At 70.8% G+C, this 15,403-nt stretch carries 16 protein-coding genes; 8 read left to right on the forward strand and 8 right to left on the reverse strand.

The annotated features are described in order from the left end of the window. Positions 1-50: 50 nt before the first annotated feature. Together ACWCSU_RS14045 and ACWCSU_RS14050 are read left to right on the forward strand one after the other, a co-directional pair. Positions 51-1,169, forward strand: coding sequence for a GAF domain-containing protein (locus ACWCSU_RS14045; RefSeq protein ID WP_449935256.1), 1,119 nt, complete (start codon positions 51-53; stop codon positions 1,167-1,169). Beyond that, complete coding sequence (locus ACWCSU_RS14050) at positions 1,166-1,792, forward strand: response regulator transcription factor (RefSeq protein ID WP_357692540.1); 627 nt, start codon at positions 1,166-1,168, stop codon at positions 1,790-1,792. Before ACWCSU_RS14045 ends, ACWCSU_RS14050 begins: the two co-directional genes overlap by 4 nt. An 8-nt stretch (positions 1,793-1,800) precedes the next feature. Here ACWCSU_RS14050 and ACWCSU_RS14055 read toward each other — a convergent pair whose 3' ends face one another. Continuing rightward, positions 1,801-2,304 (reverse strand): hypothetical protein, encoded by a 504-nt coding sequence (locus ACWCSU_RS14055; protein WP_357692537.1) that lies wholly within the window; start codon positions 2,302-2,304, stop codon positions 1,801-1,803. Here ACWCSU_RS14055 and ACWCSU_RS14060 point away from each other — a divergent pair. Together ACWCSU_RS14060 and ACWCSU_RS14065 are read left to right on the forward strand one after the other, a co-directional pair. Continuing rightward, the gene (locus ACWCSU_RS14060; protein ID WP_449935259.1) at positions 2,294-2,488 is read left to right on the forward strand and encodes a hypothetical protein; all 195 of its coding nucleotides are present in this window, start codon (positions 2,294-2,296) and stop codon (positions 2,486-2,488) included. The genes ACWCSU_RS14055 and ACWCSU_RS14060 overlap by 11 nt on opposite strands. Before the next feature lie 166 nt (positions 2,489-2,654). Next, entirely contained in the window at positions 2,655-5,336 is a 2,682-nt protein-coding gene (locus tag ACWCSU_RS14065; RefSeq protein WP_449935260.1) for a protein kinase domain-containing protein, read from the forward strand. 5 nt (positions 5,337-5,341) lie between these two features. Here the strand turns inward: ACWCSU_RS14065 and ACWCSU_RS14070 are convergent, their stop codons facing one another. After that, on the reverse strand, positions 5,342-5,965 hold the full coding sequence (locus ACWCSU_RS14070) for a hypothetical protein (protein WP_449935262.1): 624 nt from the start codon (positions 5,963-5,965) through the stop codon (positions 5,342-5,344). 161 nt (positions 5,966-6,126) lie between these two features. Between ACWCSU_RS14070 and ACWCSU_RS14075 the strand changes: the two genes are divergently transcribed. The 3 genes from ACWCSU_RS14075 (at position 6,127) to ACWCSU_RS14085 (ending at position 8,221) form a co-directional block, all read left to right on the forward strand. After that, positions 6,127-6,915 (forward strand): ABC transporter ATP-binding protein, encoded by a 789-nt coding sequence (locus tag ACWCSU_RS14075; protein WP_364082686.1) that lies wholly within the window; start codon positions 6,127-6,129, stop codon positions 6,913-6,915. 95 nt (positions 6,916-7,010) lie between these two features. Then, positions 7,011-7,937: an SPFH domain-containing protein gene (locus ACWCSU_RS14080; RefSeq protein ID WP_364082683.1), complete on the forward strand. Its 927-nt coding sequence runs from the start codon at positions 7,011-7,013 to the stop codon at positions 7,935-7,937. Positions 7,938-7,990: 53 nt separating this feature from the next. Then, positions 7,991-8,221, forward strand: coding sequence for a hypothetical protein (locus ACWCSU_RS14085; RefSeq protein ID WP_352319104.1), 231 nt, complete (start codon positions 7,991-7,993; stop codon positions 8,219-8,221). Here the strand turns inward: ACWCSU_RS14085 and ACWCSU_RS14090 are convergent. The 6 genes from ACWCSU_RS14090 to ACWCSU_RS14115 form a co-directional block, all read right to left on the reverse strand. Next, positions 8,218-9,057 (reverse strand): NAD(P)H-binding protein, encoded by an 840-nt coding sequence (locus ACWCSU_RS14090; RefSeq protein ID WP_449935266.1) that lies wholly within the window; start codon positions 9,055-9,057, stop codon positions 8,218-8,220. The genes ACWCSU_RS14085 and ACWCSU_RS14090 overlap by 4 nt on opposite strands. 29 nt (positions 9,058-9,086) lie before the next feature. After that, positions 9,087-9,908: a Rieske 2Fe-2S domain-containing protein gene (locus ACWCSU_RS14095; protein ID WP_449935268.1), complete on the reverse strand. Its 822-nt coding sequence runs from the start codon at positions 9,906-9,908 to the stop codon at positions 9,087-9,089. A 120-nt stretch (positions 9,909-10,028) separates the two neighbouring features. Next, positions 10,029-10,640 (reverse strand): HD domain-containing protein, encoded by a 612-nt coding sequence (locus ACWCSU_RS14100; protein ID WP_357692520.1) that lies wholly within the window; start codon positions 10,638-10,640, stop codon positions 10,029-10,031. 1 nt (position 10,641) lies between these two features. After that, complete coding sequence (locus ACWCSU_RS14105; protein WP_449935272.1) at positions 10,642-12,840, reverse strand: molybdopterin-dependent oxidoreductase; 2,199 nt, start codon at positions 12,838-12,840, stop codon at positions 10,642-10,644. A 118-nt stretch (positions 12,841-12,958) separates the two neighbouring features. Beyond that, positions 12,959-13,609 carry a hypothetical protein gene (locus ACWCSU_RS14110; protein ID WP_449935274.1) on the reverse strand — a complete coding sequence of 217 codons (651 nt, stop codon included), beginning with the start codon at positions 13,607-13,609 and terminating at the stop codon, positions 12,959-12,961. A 1-nt stretch (position 13,610) separates the two neighbouring features. Further along, the gene (locus tag ACWCSU_RS14115) at positions 13,611-13,826 is read right to left on the reverse strand and encodes a hypothetical protein (protein ID WP_357692514.1); all 216 of its coding nucleotides are present in this window, start codon (positions 13,824-13,826) and stop codon (positions 13,611-13,613) included. Between the two features lie 675 nt (positions 13,827-14,501). Between ACWCSU_RS14115 and ACWCSU_RS14120 the strand changes: the two genes are divergently transcribed. After that, complete coding sequence (locus tag ACWCSU_RS14120; RefSeq protein WP_357692512.1) at positions 14,502-15,365, forward strand: helix-turn-helix domain-containing protein; 864 nt, start codon at positions 14,502-14,504, stop codon at positions 15,363-15,365. Positions 15,366-15,403 lie beyond the last annotated feature (38 nt).

A 15,403-nucleotide genomic window follows, 5' to 3' on the forward strand; every position in this document is an offset into this window, starting at 1 on the left:
GCACATCGTCCTAGGACCCCGCTCCCGGAGCGGGACCCTAGAGTGGGTCCGTGAGCTCACCGGACCGAGACGAGATCCTTCAGGCGGTGAGCTCCGCCGTGCTCGCGGTCACCCGCCACCTGTCGGTCCGCGAGGTGCTCCAGGTCATCGTACGGTCGGCGCAGCGCCTCCTCGACGCCCGCTACGCCGCCCTGGGCGTGCCCGACGACGACGGCTCGTTCGCCGAGTTCGTCGCCGAGGGCATGACCGACAAGCAGTGGGAGGCCATCGGCCCGCTGCCCAGGCAGCACGGCATGCTCGGCGCGATGCTCCGCGAGGGCACCCCGGCCCGGCTGCCCGACCTGCGGGAGGACCCGCGGTTCGAGTGGTGGCCGAAGGCCCATCCGGTGATGAAGGACTTCCTCGGCGTGCCGATCCGCGACGCCGAGCAGGTGATCGGCATCATCTTCCTGGCCAACAAGCGCACCCCCGGCGGCTTCACGCAGGAGGACCAGGAGCTGCTGACGCTGTTCGCCGCGCACGCCGCCATCGCGCTCACCAACGCCAGGCTCTACGAGCGCGGGCGCGAGCTGGCCATGCTGGAGGAGCGCAACCGGATGGCCCGCGAGCTGCACGACGCGGTCACCCAGAAGCTGTTCTCGCTCAGGCTGACCGCCCAGGCCGCTGCCACCATGCTGGACAAGGCCCCCGAGCAGGCCAAGGCCGAGCTGGAGCGCGTGCAGCGGCTGGCCGGGGAGGCGTTGTCGGAGCTGCGCGCGGTGATCGTCGAGCTGCGTCCGGCCGAGCTCGACCGCCACGGGCTGGCCGAGACGTTGCGCAAGCACGTGCGCCTGCTCGACCGGCTCCACCCTTCGCCGGTCACGTTCGAGTGCGACGAGCTGCCGCCGCTCGACCCGCCGGTGGAGGTGGCCGTGCTGCGGGTGGCCCAGGAGGCGCTGCACAACGCGCTCAGGCACTCGGGGGCCTCGCGGGTCTCCGTACGCCTGGTCTTCGAGGGCGGGGCGCTGGCGCTGACCGTCCACGACGACGGCGACGGCTTCGAGCAGGGCGAGTCGCGCGGCCTCGGACTGGTGTCGATGCGCGACCGGGCCGAGTCGGTCGGCGGTGTCATGACGGTCTCCTCGGCGCCCGGCCAGGGGACCACCGTACGCGTGGAGGTGGGCGTGTGATCCGGGTGCTGATCGCCGACGATCATCCGGTGGTCCGGCAGGGGCTGCGGACGTTCCTCGACCTCCAGGACGACATCACGGTCGTCGGCGAGGCGGCCGACGGCGCGCAGGCCGTCGAGCTGGCCGGCGAGCTGGCGCCCGACGTGCTGCTGCTCGACCTGAAGATGCCGGTGCTCGACGGGCTCGGCGCGCTGGAGCGCCTGACCGGCTCGGCCACGCGGGTGGTGGTGCTGACGTCGGTGAGCGACCGGTCCGACGTCGGCCCGGCGATGCGGGCGGGGGCCTCGGGCTTCCTCTACAAGGACGTCGATCCGTCCGCGCTGGTCCAGGCTGTGCGCGCGGTGCACAACGGACAGGTGCTGCTCGCGCCGGAGGCGGCCGAGGCGATGTTGTCCGCCCCGGCGGCCGCGTCCGCCGCCGCGCCGGGGCCGGCGCCGCTGACCGAGCGCGAGCGCGAGGTGCTCGCGCTGATCGCGGCCGGGCGGTCCAACAGGGAGATCGCGCGGAGTCTCGCCGTCGCGGAGAAGACGGTCAAGACCCACGTGTCGAACGTGCTGATGAAGCTGGGCGTCCAGGACCGGACCCAGGCCGCGCTGTACGCCGTACGACACGGCCTGGCCTGATCAGCCGGTCAGGTGTCCTTCTTCTTGTTCGACTCCTCGTGGCTGGCCGGCGGGTTGAACTCCTTGACGGGAGGCGGCGGCGTCCAGCGCTTCGTGGGCTTGCGCGGCGGCACCACGATCTTGGTCTTGGCGGTCCTGAGCCAGTAGTAGCCCTTGATGCCGAGGCGCTTGAGCTCTTCCTTGTCGATGTTCTCCATGCCCTGGTCGACGTCGTACGCGATGACGCCGAGCTTGGCGACGGCCACGCCCTTGGTGCCCTTCTTCATGGTGACCTGGAAGTTCAGCCAGTCCGTCTTGCCCTTCTGCAGGACGAACTTGCCCCAGCACCAGAACCAGCGGTCCTCCCAGGTGCACTTCGTGCCCTTCGGCGCCCCCCAGCGCAGCGTCGGCACGACGCCCTTGGGTACCTGTCCGCCGATCCAGTAATAGTCGGCGTAGTACGGCCCCAGGTTCTTCGCTTTGAGGTAGTACGTGATCTTTCCACCACGTTTGGTGCGATTGTTGTACTTCAAGGAGATTTTGAAGTTCGAGAACGGCTTGGCCGCGACGGCGTGCGTCGTCGCAGTCGCAGCCGTAGTCGTGGTCACAGTGGTGGTCACAGTGGTGTTCGTCGCGGCCTCTGCCTGGGCCGGAGCCACCAAGGGCGCGGCGGCCAGGCCGCTGACTAAGAACAGGCTGAAGCTTTTGCGCATGTGACGGCTTCCCCCTACGGTGCTGGAAATCCTCGATCTTCTCCGTGATTATTGCGTAGGGCAAATTTTTCGCAAAGAGCGATGATCTTTCGTGACTTGGGATGGCTTGCGGGCGTTCGCATGGCTCATCACGCTTGCGATCGGGGGACTTAGCGCAAGGGGAGGACCAGGTGCCGGAGACGCACCCGTTACAGCCCGGCGATCCGCGATCGCTCGGCGTCTACCGGCTGGTGGAGCGCCTCGGGAAGGGGGCCCAGGGGGTCGTCTTCAAGGCGGAGGGGCCCGACGGGCGGCTCGTCGCGATCAAGCTGCTGAACACGCTGCTCGACCAGCCAGGACTCGACGGCGAACGTTTCCTGCGCGAGGTCGCCGCCGCGCGCCGGGTCGCCCAGTTCTGCACCGCGCGGGTGCTGGGGGCCAACATGGACGGCGAGCAGCCGTACATCGTGAGCGAGCTGGTCGACGGGGTCTCGCTCCAGGTCGTGGTGCAGCGGGAGGGGCCGCGCCAGGGCGGGGCGCTGTACCGGCTGGCCGTGGGCACCGTGACCGCGCTGGCCGCCATCCACCGGGCCGGGATCGTCCACAGGGACTTCAAGCCGAGCAACGTGCTGCTCGGGCCCGACGGGCCGCGCGTGATCGACTTCGGCATCGCCAGGGCGCTGGACTCGGCGATGACGATCAGCAGCGGGGTGGTGGGGACGCCGGCGTACATGTCGCCGGAGCAGATCTCGGGCGAGCGCGTGGAGCCCGCCGCCGACCTGTTCAGCTGGGCTCTCACCATGCTGTACGCCGCCACCGGGCGGCCCGCGTTCGGGCAGGACAGCCTGCCTGCGGTCATCTACCGGGTGATGAACGAGGAGCCGGACCTGTCGGTGCTGCCCGACGAGCTGCGGCCCCTGGTGCGGGCGTGCCTGCGCAAGCGGGCCGAGGACCGGCCGACGGCGGCGGACGCGCTGTTCGCCCTGCTGGAGAACCAGGGGGCGGCCGATCTGGACGACGAGGTCGCCCTCACCACCGGCTCCCAACTCGCCGCCGACCACCCCCACCCCACCCCCGCCCTCCCAACACCCCCGGGCTCCACGCCTCCAGGCCCAACGCCTCCGGGGCCTGGGCTTCCGGGGTCCGCGCTTTCGGGGGCTGCGCCTCCTGTGCACGCGCCCGGCGGCCCCGGAGGTGGGCCGTCGCAGGTTGCGCCGGCGGCGACCGGGTGGGCCAATCCGTCGGGGGCGTCCTACTCGCCGCCGCCTCCGGTGGCCCCTGCCGGGCGCCCGCCGGTCCAGGGCCCGCCCGCGCCCGGCGGGCCGGTGGCGGGCTCGCCTGCGCCCGGTAGGCCGATGGCGGGGCCGCCCGAGGCAGGGGGGTGGGTGCCCGGACCGGGGGGTGCCGGGGGGCGGTTCGAGGGGCCGGAGCGGGAGGGGGACACGCGGTACGTACGGCAGACGCCCCCCGCGCCCTACGGCCCGCCCCGGCAGCTTCCGCCGCCCTACCCCATGGGCCCGCGCCCGCAGCCGCCCGGGAGCGGCAACGACGCGTTCTTCAGGCACACCCCCGCCGTGGTGCCGCCCGACGAGGCCAAGGCCAGGCGCAGGCGCGCGATCATGGTGTCCAGCGCGCTCGTCGTGGCGCTCGCGCTGGCCGGCGGCGTGCTGTTCCTGGGCCCGAGGATGTTCACCCCGAAAACCCCGCCGAGCCCCGACGCGGCCGGAGCCATCACGATCGCCCCGAGCCCCGGCCTGCCCACCGTCCTGCCCACGACCCGGTCCGCGAGCCCGCCCGTGACCCAGTCCGCGAGCCCGCCCGCGACCCAGTCCGCGAGCCCGTCCACACCGGCCCCGAGCCCCGCACTCACGCCCACCCCCACGCCCACCCCCGCACAGGCGATCCCGCTCGCCGCCCTCGGCAAGCAGGACGGCAAGTCGCTCAAGGGCCACACCAAGGGCGTCCAGACGATCTCGGCCCTGCCCATGGGCGACGGCCGGACCTGGCTGGTCTCCGGCGGCCAGGACGGCCGCGTCCGCCTGTGGGACCTCGGCAAGCACAAGCCGCTGGCCACCATGAAGGGCCACAGCGAGGAGGTGTACGCCGTGGCCGCCGTCATGGTCGGCAAGACCCCCATGGCGGTGTCCGGCGGCTACGACGGCAGCGTGCGCCTGTGGAACCTCAAGACCCACAAGGGCAAGGTGCTCGGCTGGCACGGCGACGCCGTCTACTCGGTCGCGCTGACGAGGACGGGCCGCAAGTGGATCGCCGTGACCGGGGACGCCAAGGGCTGGCTGCGGTTCTGGGACGTGAAGAAGCGCAAGGCGACCGGCAGGATCGTCAAGGCCCACAGCAGGTCGGTGAACTGGCTCAACGCCACCCGCATCGGTGACCGCGAGATCGTCGTCTCGGCCGGCGAGGATTCCACCGTCCGGATGTGGGACGTGGCCCGGCACAAGGCGTACGGAAAGCCGTACAAGGGGCACACGAAGGGCGTGTACGCGATCGCGGTCGGCAGGATCGGCGACCGGACTGTGATCGCGTCCGGCGGGAAGGACCGGAAGATCCGGATCTGGGACCCGAAGACCGGCAAGACGATCGGCTCACCCCTGTCGGGTCACAAGAAGATCGTCTACTCCTTGTCCTTCGGTCCCCTGGGCGGGCGCACGGTCCTGGTGTCCGGCTCGACCGACGGGACCATCCGCCTCTGGGACCCCGACACCCACAAGCCGCTGGGCAAACCGGTCAAGGCCCACAAGCACGGCGTGTACGCGGTCGGGATCGTCCCCACGGGCGGTGACCCGGTCGTCGTGTCGGCCGGCAAGGACAAGGTCATCCGGGTCTGGAGGCCGAAGGAGGAGACCGGGTCCTGAGCCGCCTACGAGTTGCGTACCGGCTCGAAGATGGCGTGGTGGGCGGCCACGAGCGCGCGGCGGACGGCCCGGTCGAGGTCGCGCAGGGCCGCCGCCCCGGCCGCGACCTGGGACGAGGTGAGCCCGCGGTCGCCGGCCAGGACGAGCACGGCGGCCAGCCGGGTGGCCAGCGTGGAGACGCGGTGGGCGCGGGCGGGATAGCCGGGGGCCAGTTCGCCGCCGCTCTCGGGCCGGTCGGGACGGGCCTGGACGGGCCCGCCGACGCCGGTCAGCGCCTCGGTGGCGGCGCGCATGGCGGACGACAGCTCGTGCTCGGCCTCGGCCAGCGACGGCAGGTCCTGGCGTACCGGCCCGGCGTCGTGCACCTCCAGCCGCGTCCCCACGTAGGAGGACCCGCGCCGGTCGGGGACGGGCACCAGCCCGAGCCGCCGGTCGCGCAGCACGGCGACCGCGGCCTGCCCGGCGTCGAGCGCGGAGGAGTTGAACGTCGGGGGACCCGACAACCCCAGCGGGTCGCCGGGCGCGGGAAGGGCGAGCCGGAATTCGTGCAGTCCGTCGGACCGCAGGTTTGCGAGGTATTTACGCAGCGGGACGTCACCGGCCACGACGGGCCCCGCGACGGCTTCCACGTGGTCAGCTGCCTCGTCGAGGCCGACATGACCGGAGAGCCACGCGTTGCCCCAGGCGACCAGTGAGGGACAGACAGGTGATTCAGGGCGCACCGATCCACGATAAGCGCTCGCCCTGCAATAGGTTTGTCCCGAGGGAGACTCCAAAGAAGGGAACGGGGATGGGTGGTCAGGTGCTGCGGCTCCAGGACGTCGCCGTCAGGCGTGACGGAGCGGCCCTGCTGCGCGGCATCGACTGGACGGTCAACGAGGACGAGCGCTGGGTCGTCATCGGTCCCAACGGCGCGGGCAAGACCACGTTGTTGCAGGTCGCCGCGACGTTGCTCTATCCGACCGAGGGCGTGGTCGAGGTGCTGGGCGAGCGGCTGGGGCAGACCGACGTGTTCGACCTGCGGCCGCGCATCGGGCTGGCGAGCGCCGCGCTGGCCGAGCGCATCCCGCCGGAGGAGAAGGTCATCGACCTCGTCCTGACCGCCTCGTACGCCATCATGGGCCGCTGGACGGAGGAGTACGACTCCAACGACGTGACCAGGGCCGTCGAGCTGATCGACATGATGGGCGCGGCCCACCTGATCCGGCGGCGGTTCGGCACCCTGTCGGAGGGGGAGCGCAAGCGGGTGCAGATCGCCCGCGCGCTCATGCCCGACCCCGAGATGCTGCTGCTCGACGAGCCGGCCGCCGGCCTCGACCTGGGCGGCCGTGAGGACCTGGTGCGCCGCCTGTCGGCGCTGGCGGGCGACTACCGCTCGCCGACGCTGGTGCTGGTGACGCATCACGTCGAGGAGGTGCCCAGCGGGTTCACGCACGGGCTGCTGCTCCGCCACGGGTCCGTCGTGGCGCAGGGGCCGCTCGAACACGTGATGACGGCCGACCACCTGTCCCAGACGTTCGGGGTGCCGCTGACGCTCGACCGGAGTGCCGAGGGCCGCTGGTACGCCAGGGCACACTGACCTCGCTGTATCGCCATTTATGCGGATATCGGTCGCCTAAAGGTGAAACGAAATATCATGCACCGAGTCGGTCCCCTCGACTTCGGAGCTTCGCCATGTCGACCGAGCAGCTCATCGTCGCCCTCGTCGTCGTCGCGGCGATGGGCTTCGTCGTGGCCCGCAGCATCCGGATCATCCCGCAGGCCACGGCGGCCGTCATCGAACGGCTGGGCCGCTACCACCGCACGCTGACCCCCGGGCTCAACGTGGTCATCCCGTTCGTCGACCGCATCAAGGAGCTGATCGACCTGCGGGAGCAGGTGGTCTCGTTCCCGCCGCAGCCGGTGATCACGTCCGACAACCTGGTCGTGTCGATCGACACGGTCATCTACTTCCAGGTCACCAACCCGAAGGCGGCCACGTACGAGATCGCCAGCTTCCTGATCGGCGTCGAGCAGCTCACGGTCACCACCCTGCGCAACGTGGTCGGCGGCATGGACCTGGAACGCACGCTGACGTCCCGCGAGGAGATCAACACCGAGCTGCGCGGCAGCCTCGACGAGGCCACCGGCAAGTGGGGCATCCGGGTCAACCGGGTCGAGCTGAAGGCCATCGACCCGCCCACCTCCATCCAGGACTCGATGGAGAAGCAGATGCGCGCCGACCGGGACAAGCGCGCCGCCGTGCTGGCCGCCGAGGGGCAGCGCCAGGCGGCGATCCTGGCCGCCGAGGGCGACAAGCAGGCGGCCGTGCTGCGTGCCAGGGGCGAGGCGGAGGCCGCCGTGCTGCGGGCGCAGGCCGACGCCGAGGCCCAGGCCATGCGGGCCAAGGGCCAGGCGGACGCGATCGGCATGGTGTTCAAGGCCATCCACGACGGGAACCCCGACCAGCGGCTCCTGGCCTACCAGTACCTCCAGACCCTGCCCGAGATCGCCAAGGGCGACGCCAACAAGCTCTGGATCGTGCCCTCGGAGATGGGCAAGGTGCTGGAGGGGCTGGGCGGGCTGTTCAGCCCGCCCGCCGCGAAGGACCGCGACGGCTGATTCTCAAACACATGTACGGATAAATACCGGACTAAGTGGGTATAAATCCGTACATGAAGGGTGATCGGGTGGAGATCGTCATCGACGCGGGCGGCTCCCCGCGAACCTACGAAGTCACGGCCACCCGCGCGGGCCGGCGCGTCGAGGTGGCCAACCGGCGCGGACTGGTGGAGGTGAGTGAGGTCACCCGCAGCGGCACGCCCGTGCGGACGGCCCGCTTCATGTCCAGCCGGATCCTCGCCCTCGTGGAGCACCCGGCCGACGAAGCCGCCGGGGACGACTAACGGAAGTCCGCCACGTGGTCCTCGGCCCACTGGCGGAACGTCAGCGGGGGCCGGCCGAGCAGCCGCTGGACCGTGTCGGTCACCCGCTCGGGGTTGTGCACGGCCGCCCCCCAGCCCTTCAGCGCGCCCTCCACGAAGCCCGGGTCGCCCCAGGCGGCCAACAGGTGCTCGCGGGCCTCGTCGAGCGGCTGCTCCTCCCAGCGCACCTCGTGCCCGGCCACCTCGCCGATGATCCGCACCTGCTCGGCCTGGGTGAGCTGCTCGGGGCCGGAGAGCACGTACTTGCCGCCCGTGTGCCCGGCGGAGGTGAGCACGTGCGCGGCCACCGCGGCGATGTCCTTCTCGTGGATCAGCGCCCTGACCGCCTGCCCGAACGGCCAGCGCACGACCCCCTGCCTGATCTGGCCGGCCCAGCCCAGCGTGTTGGCCGCGAAGCCGCCGGGGCGCAGGAACGTCCAGGACAGCGTGGAATGCCGGATCAGCCGCTCGACGCTCTGGTGGAACAGCGTCGGCTCCTCGCCGTCGGCCAGGTCCTCGACGTCGGCGGACAGGTAGACGACGCGGCGGGCGTGCCTGGCGATCGCCGTCACCGCACCGGCGGTCGCCGCCTCGGAGTAGCCGGGCCACAGCAGGAAGACGGTCTCGATGTCCCGCAGCGCCGGTTCAAGTGACTCGGGCACGGTCAGGTCGCCGCGCACCGCCTCCACACCCGCGGGCAGCCGTGCCCTGTCGGGGTTCCTGACCAGCGCGCGCACCTCAAGGCCCGCCTCCGCGAGCTGGGAGACCACATGACTGCCCACGTTGCCGGTCGCGCCGGTCACCAGAATTTTGCTCATGGGCCCGACGGTAAGACCTCAAGTCGACTTCAGGTCAACCCCGGCCTTACCTGGATCGTGCCGTCGCGGCGGATGCGGGTCTCGAACATGGGCGCGGGGGCGGTCGCGGGACCGTGCTTCACCGAGCCGTCGGTCAGCCGGAACGTGCTGCTGTGCCACGGGCAGACCACGCACGCCTCGCCGTCCTCCATGACCAGCCGGCCCTGGTGCAGCGGGCCAGCGAGGTGCGGGCAGCGGTCGGCCAGCACGGTGACGCCGTCGCCCTGGCGCAGCACGAAGAGCTGGATGTAGCCGAGCCTGCGGGCGACCGGCCGGCCGTCCGGCAGGTCCTTGAGCGGGCACAGGTCGTGCCAGCCCAGCGGGACGAGATGGGTGATCTGCGGGGCGTGGTTGGCCCCGGCGGCCTGGCGGTAGGCCATGTGGCCGCCGAGGTAGCCGCCCAGCCCGCCCAGCCCGAGCCCCGCGTACGACAGCACCCGCCCGGCCCGCTCGGCGCCGCGCAGCCGGGCCACCAGCGAGGCCGACATCAGGCCCAGGGCGGCCATGTTCGCGGCCATGTGGACGAACCCGACGCGCTGTTGCTCGCGGTGGAGCGAGGACCAGTCGGTCAGCCCGGCCGCCGCGGTGGGCAGCGCGTTGGCGATGCCCGTGGCCAGGAGCAGCTGGCTCGCCCGGGGATCGGCGTGGGCCAGGTCGAGCACGGCGGCCGACAGCCAGCAGCCGAGCGTGACCGTGGCCAGCGGCGGGTGCAGCGGTTTGCCCGTGGGCACGCCGTGCAGCAGGTCGCGCAGGGCGCCCTGACGCAGGCGCTCGCGTACGACCTTGGCCAGCCCTCGGATCGGTTTGTCCATGGCCTTCGACTTCTCAAGTCGATCGGCGAGGTCAACCGGACCGACGAAACCCCGCAATTGCCGACGTCTCGCTCGCACTGTCTCTTTCACGACAAGTCCCCTACCCCGGCCTTGACGGGATCACTCGGAGAGGTGTCCCCTGGCCACGGAGAGTTCTACCAGCTCCAGCGCGTACGCGCCGAGGGAGGCCGACCCCTCCTGGATGATCCGCACCTTCTCCCTGACCTCGCCGGCCGTCACCTTGAACAGCGGCCAGGTGCCGCCCTCGGTGTGGTGGTTGGCCAGGATCGGCGCGAACCGGTCGAGCGCCTTGGCGAACCTGGCCTCCGGCGTCACCCTGGCCTCGAACTCGTCCCAGAGCTCCCGCAGCCGGGCGCCCTGCTCGCCGGGGAGCAGGCCGAAGATGCGGTCGGCCGCGGCGGTCTCGGCGGCGGCCTGCGCGGCGACGGCCACGTGGTCGTAGACGAAGGTGTCGCCGGCGTCGATCTCGACCAGGTCGTGCACGAGTAACATGGCCACCACCCGCTGGAGGTCCGTTCCCGGCGGGGCGTGCTCGCCGAGGACCATCGCCAGCGTGCCCACGTACCAGGAGTGCTCGGCGGTGTTCTCCCGGCGCGAACCGTCGATCAGATGGTTGCGGCGGATGACCCGCTTCAACTTGTCGATCTCGACGGCGAAGGCGATCTGGGCGTTCAGGCGGTCCTCTTCTGGCGCGATAGTCACGCGCGACACCCTAATGTGCGGTGATCACCCCGGTTGGTGAAATCCTGACCGGAACTCCGTTGAACACTGCGTTACCACTTGGGATATCCAGGGCTGATTCGTCCGTCAGCACGTTCACGTTGACCCCGGCGTGTTGCGCCGCCACCTGCTGCGTGCTGCCCGCGTGCCCCCAGCCGTGCGGCAGGCTGACGACGCCCGGCATGATCGTGTCGGTGGGCTCCAGCGTCACCGTGAGGCTGCCCGCGGCCGAGGTGACCACGGCCCTGCCGTCCAGGCCGAGCCTGGCCACGTCGGCGGGGTTGATCTGGAGCGTGCAGGTGTTCGACCCGCCGACCAGCGGGCCCACGTTGTGCAGCCAGCTGTTGTTGGACCGCAGGTGCCGCCGCCCGATCAGGACGATCTCCGGCGGCTCGTCCGCCAGCCTGCCGCGCAGGCGCTCGACGTCCTCGACGAGCTGTGGGGGAGCCAGCTCGATCAGGCCGGAGGCGGTCTTCAGCACCTCGGACAGCCGGGGCTCCAGCGCGCCGAGGTCCAGGCCGTGCGGGTGGTCGAGCAGCTTGCGCAGCGACAGGTCGCCCTGGCCGGACCACTCGCCGTACGGGCCGAGCCTGAGCATGAGGTCCAGCCTGCGCTCGCCGCCCGTCTCGCCGTCCAGCCCGGCCCGCAGCTCGGCCGCGTCCCGGCCTTCTACGCCGGAGCCGGGGGTCTGCGCGGCCTTGCGCAGCGTCTCGCCGATCAGGAACTCGTCCAGGTCCTCCGCACGCCCTTCCATGCCGGACGCGATCATGGCGAGCCTGGCCAGGATCTCGGCCTCGCCGGGCCGTCCGTCCAGTGGCAGCGCGGGGCGCGAGTAGCGGGCGTAGTTGCGTACGGCGAACCCGAGCAGCGCGAAGTCGTAGTGCCCCGACTGCAGGACGCGCGGCGGCGGCAGGACGACGTGCGCGTGCCGGGTGGTCTCGTTCAGGTACGGATCGACGCTCACCATGAAGTCGAGCCCGCCGAAGGCCGCGTCCAGCCGGTCGCCGTGCGGCGCGGACAGCACGGGATTGCCCGCGACCGTGACCAGCATCCTGACCTGGCCCTCGCCCGGCGTCTCGATCTCGTCGGCCAGCGTGGCCACGGGCAGCTCGCCGTTGGCCTCGGGCAGCTCCCTGACCCGGCTGCGCCACCGGCCCACCGTGTACGGCCGCCGCCGCGCCCCGAATTCGGTCGCCGGCTTGGGGAACATGGCCCCGCCCGGCCGGTCGAGGTTGCCGGTGAGCACGTTGAGCACGTCCACGAGCCATTGGGCCAGCGTGCCGAACTCGGTCGTGCACGTGCCGATCCTGGCGTACACGGCGGCCGTCCGCGCGCCGGCCAGCTCCCTGGCCAGCCGGACGATCGTCGTGGCCGGCACGCCGGTGCGCCGGGCGACCGCCTCGGGCGGGAAGTGCTTGGCCGCCTCGCGCACCTCCGCCAGCCCGTTGACCTCCTGCCACGGCCTGGCCAGCTCCTCGGCGAACAGCGTGTGGACGATCCCGAACAGCAGGTACGCATCGGTTCCCGGCCGGACGAACACGTGCTCGTCGGCCAGCGCGGCCGTCCTGGTCCGGCGCGGGTCCACCACGACGACCCGGCCGCCGCGCCGGCGCAGGGCCTTCAGCCGGCCGGGGAAGTCGGGGGCGGTGCACAGCGAGCCGTTCGACTCCAGCGGGTTGGCGCCCAGCATGAGCAGGTAGTCGGTCCTGTCCAGGTCGGGGACCGGCACGGCCAGCGGATGGCCGAACATCAGGCCGCTGGCGACGTGCTTGGGCATCTGGTCGGCGGTGGCGGCGGTGTAGACGTTCCGGGTGCCGAGCGCCTTGATCAGCGGCCCGGCGTAGAGGGCGCCGGCCATGGTGTGGGCGTTGGGGTTGCCCAGGTAGATCGCGACCGCCTGACGCCCGTACCGCTCGGTGACCCGGCCGAGGCCCCGCTCGACGGCCGCGAACGCCTCCTCCCAGCTCGCCTCGCGCCACTGGTCGCCCTCGCGGATCAGCGGGCTGCGCAGGCGGTCGGGGTCCTCGTCCAGACGGCCCAGGCTCGCGCCCTTGGGGCAGATGAACCCCTTGCTGAAGGGATCGTCCCGGTCGCCGCGGACATCGGTGACGTGGCCGCCGTCGTCGAGGGTGAGCGTCAGGCCGCAGACGGCCTCGCAGAGCGGGCAGGTCCGGTGGACGGTCGACGCCATCACGACTCCTGAGTTCGCCGGGTGAACTCATCTTGGACCGTCTCGTCCGCATGGGGAAGCCCCGGGAGCCCCCGCGGTCCCCGGGGCGTGGTTCAGGAAGATGCCCGGTATTCCTGGATCACCGGCTGACTTGCGGCAACGCCAGTGGCGTGCGCAGATCGGGCGGCTCCTTGAGGTCGGACCTGAGCGGCGTCCAGGAGCGGCGGCCGTACAGGCGTTCCAGCCCGGGAGCGGTCACGCCGGGCAGCTCGTCCCGCCGGACGATCTCCACGACCAGCAGCTGGGCCCGGTCGCGGTGCCTGTGGACGGTGGCGCTCCTGGCCCAGCAGGCCGCCGCGATCTCCTCGGCGTACGCCTCGAACTCCTCGGCCGAGATGCCCGCCCGGGTCATGACCAGCGCCTTCTCGCCCCTGGCCGACGGCGTGATCCAGAGCACCAGCGGGATCCGGCCCGCTCGGGTGTGCATGGTGGTCTCCAGGCAGACCCGCTGCAGGCGGTGCCGGGAGACCACGCACCAGAAGTGGGCGACGGCCCAGTTGCGGCCCGTCCTGGTGGCGGCGGGCACCGAGACGGCGCTGCTGAGCAGGACGAACGGCACCCAATGCCCGTCCCGGGTGGCCCCCAGCAGGGCCAGGACGAACAGCCCCACCACGCCCAGCACCATGACCTCGCTGCGGACGCGCCAAAGCCGTACCAGCAGGCCGCCGCCGCCCGCGCCCGGGAGGTCCTCGTTGGCCGGGTAGATCTGGTTGCGCGGGTTCCTCGACACCTCAGGACACCTCCTCGGGCACCAGCGACGTCACCGTGAGCTGGTCGAAGCGTGGGTCGCGGTAGGTGCGGGCGCCGAAGCCCGTCCTGGTGACGGTCCAGCCCCGGTAGATGGCGAACTCGTCCGGCTCCATGCAGATCTCGCGGTCGGCATACGCGATGCATTCCCGGATCCGGGACTTGATTCGGCCGATCCCCTTGGTACCTTGTGAGTACATAGAAGACCCCTTTCGCGGCATTTCCAGAGGTGGCTTCTTCGCCGGGTCGCAGGTCGGGTCCCGTCCCGCCGCAGGGTGGCAGCCCATATGCGGTGAACGCGGATCCGGTCTCGGCCCGGCATTCTTTTTTCGTGCTCAGACGAGCGACAGTCGCGACGTTCTCTCAGACGATGGGACGGTCCTTCCGGCAAGCGGCCTCCCTGGGGCGGACATTCGTATCCGGGACGGCTCCGTTGCCGGTGAGGCGGCGCTCGCGCGGGCGCCCGATCGTGAGCGGAGAGCCCGACGTGCGAGGCCGTTTCGTCATTCCGGCCTCCCCTCGTCGGTCGAGAACCCTCCTGGCTCGATCGTCCTCCGGGTTCCGGGATGCTGCAATACATCGAGCAAGGGAAGATTTAAGTTTCTTCGCAGATTGCTGTTCCAGTTGCGCTGCAACTTGCACGGATTCTGTCATGGGTTGCAAGGGGCGCAGCGCCGACCGAAATCCTCGTCCCACCTCTATACCTACGTGAAGCCTTGCCTTGCTCCTACGCTCTCTCCGTGAAAGCCTTCGAGCAACCCCGCGCGGCAGAGTTCGTGCAAGTTGCAGTGTAAGATCGGGTGAACGGCCCACAAACCGGGTTGCCAAACGATCCGTTCCCGCCACGCCTTCATTCCCGACAAGGAGAGTGGACGGTGCCATCGCAGCAGGGCAGTCCGACAGTGCGCAGGCTCCGCCTAGGCCAGGAGTTGCGCCTTCTTCGCGAACGACGGAAGTTCACCGGGGCCCGCGCGGCGAGAGAGCTCGGCTGGTCGGCGAGCAAGGTCAGCCGCATCGAAGCCGCGAAGACCATGCCCAGCGCGGCCGACATCAAGGCGCTCGGCGAGCTCTACAGCCTCGACACCGCCAGACTTGACGAACTCTTCGGCCTGCTGCGAGATGCGGAGCAGCGTGGGTGGTGGGAAGATTATGAAGACTCCCTGCCCGAGGAGTACATCAGGCTTCTCGGGCTGGAGGCGGAGGCGACGGTTCAGCGCAACTGGGAACCCCAGTTGGTGTCCGGTCTCCTCCAGACCGAGGACTACGCGCGAGAGGTCATCCTCTCCGCGAGCGGAATCGTCCGGATCACGCACAGCGGCGTGCGCAGCCGCGTCGAGGCCCGCCTCGACCGGCAGCAACGGGTCCTGCACCGGCCCGATCCCTGCCGCCTCAACGTGGTGCTCGACGAAGCGGTGCTGATGCGGCGCTTCGGGGAGCCCTCGGTCATGCGGGAGCAGATGGAGCACCTCATCGAGGTCTCCACGTTGCCGCACGTCAACGTCCGGGTGTTGCCGCTGGATTCGCTCCATCCGGTCAATACCGGGGCGTTCATTCACCTGAAATTCACCGGCTTCGACGACGTCGTCTATCTGGAGCACTTGTACACTGCGCACTTCGTGGACGATCTCGAACGAGTCGCCGGATATGAGAACGCTTTTGACCACATGTGGGCAGAGGCGCTCGACGAGGACGAATCCCGCGTGCTCATCCAACGCAAAGCCATGATGTGGCGACGCTAGAGCACGCGGTCCCAGGAGGCGGGCAATGGGGCCCGTCT

It is taken from the genome of Nonomuraea sp. NPDC001699 (assembly GCF_053596455.1).

Coding starts and splice junctions, on each gene's coding strand:
- ACWCSU_RS14075 (WP_364082686.1), top strand. CDS start 6,127: ATGGGTGGTCAGGTGCTGCGGCTCCAGGACGTCGCCGTCAGGCGTGAC.
- ACWCSU_RS14080 (WP_364082683.1), top strand. CDS start 7,011: ATGTCGACCGAGCAGCTCATCGTCGCCCTCGTCGTCGTCGCGGCGATG.
- ACWCSU_RS14085 (WP_352319104.1), top strand. CDS start 7,991: ATGAAGGGTGATCGGGTGGAGATCGTCATCGACGCGGGCGGCTCCCCG.
- ACWCSU_RS14090 (WP_449935266.1), bottom strand. CDS start 9,057: ATGAGCAAAATTCTGGTGACCGGCGCGACCGGCAACGTGGGCAGTCAT.
- ACWCSU_RS14095 (WP_449935268.1), bottom strand. CDS start 9,908: ATGGACAAACCGATCCGAGGGCTGGCCAAGGTCGTACGCGAGCGCCTG.
- ACWCSU_RS14105 (WP_449935272.1), bottom strand. CDS start 12,840: ATGGCGTCGACCGTCCACCGGACCTGCCCGCTCTGCGAGGCCGTCTGC.
- ACWCSU_RS14115 (WP_357692514.1), bottom strand. CDS start 13,826: ATGTACTCACAAGGTACCAAGGGGATCGGCCGAATCAAGTCCCGGATC.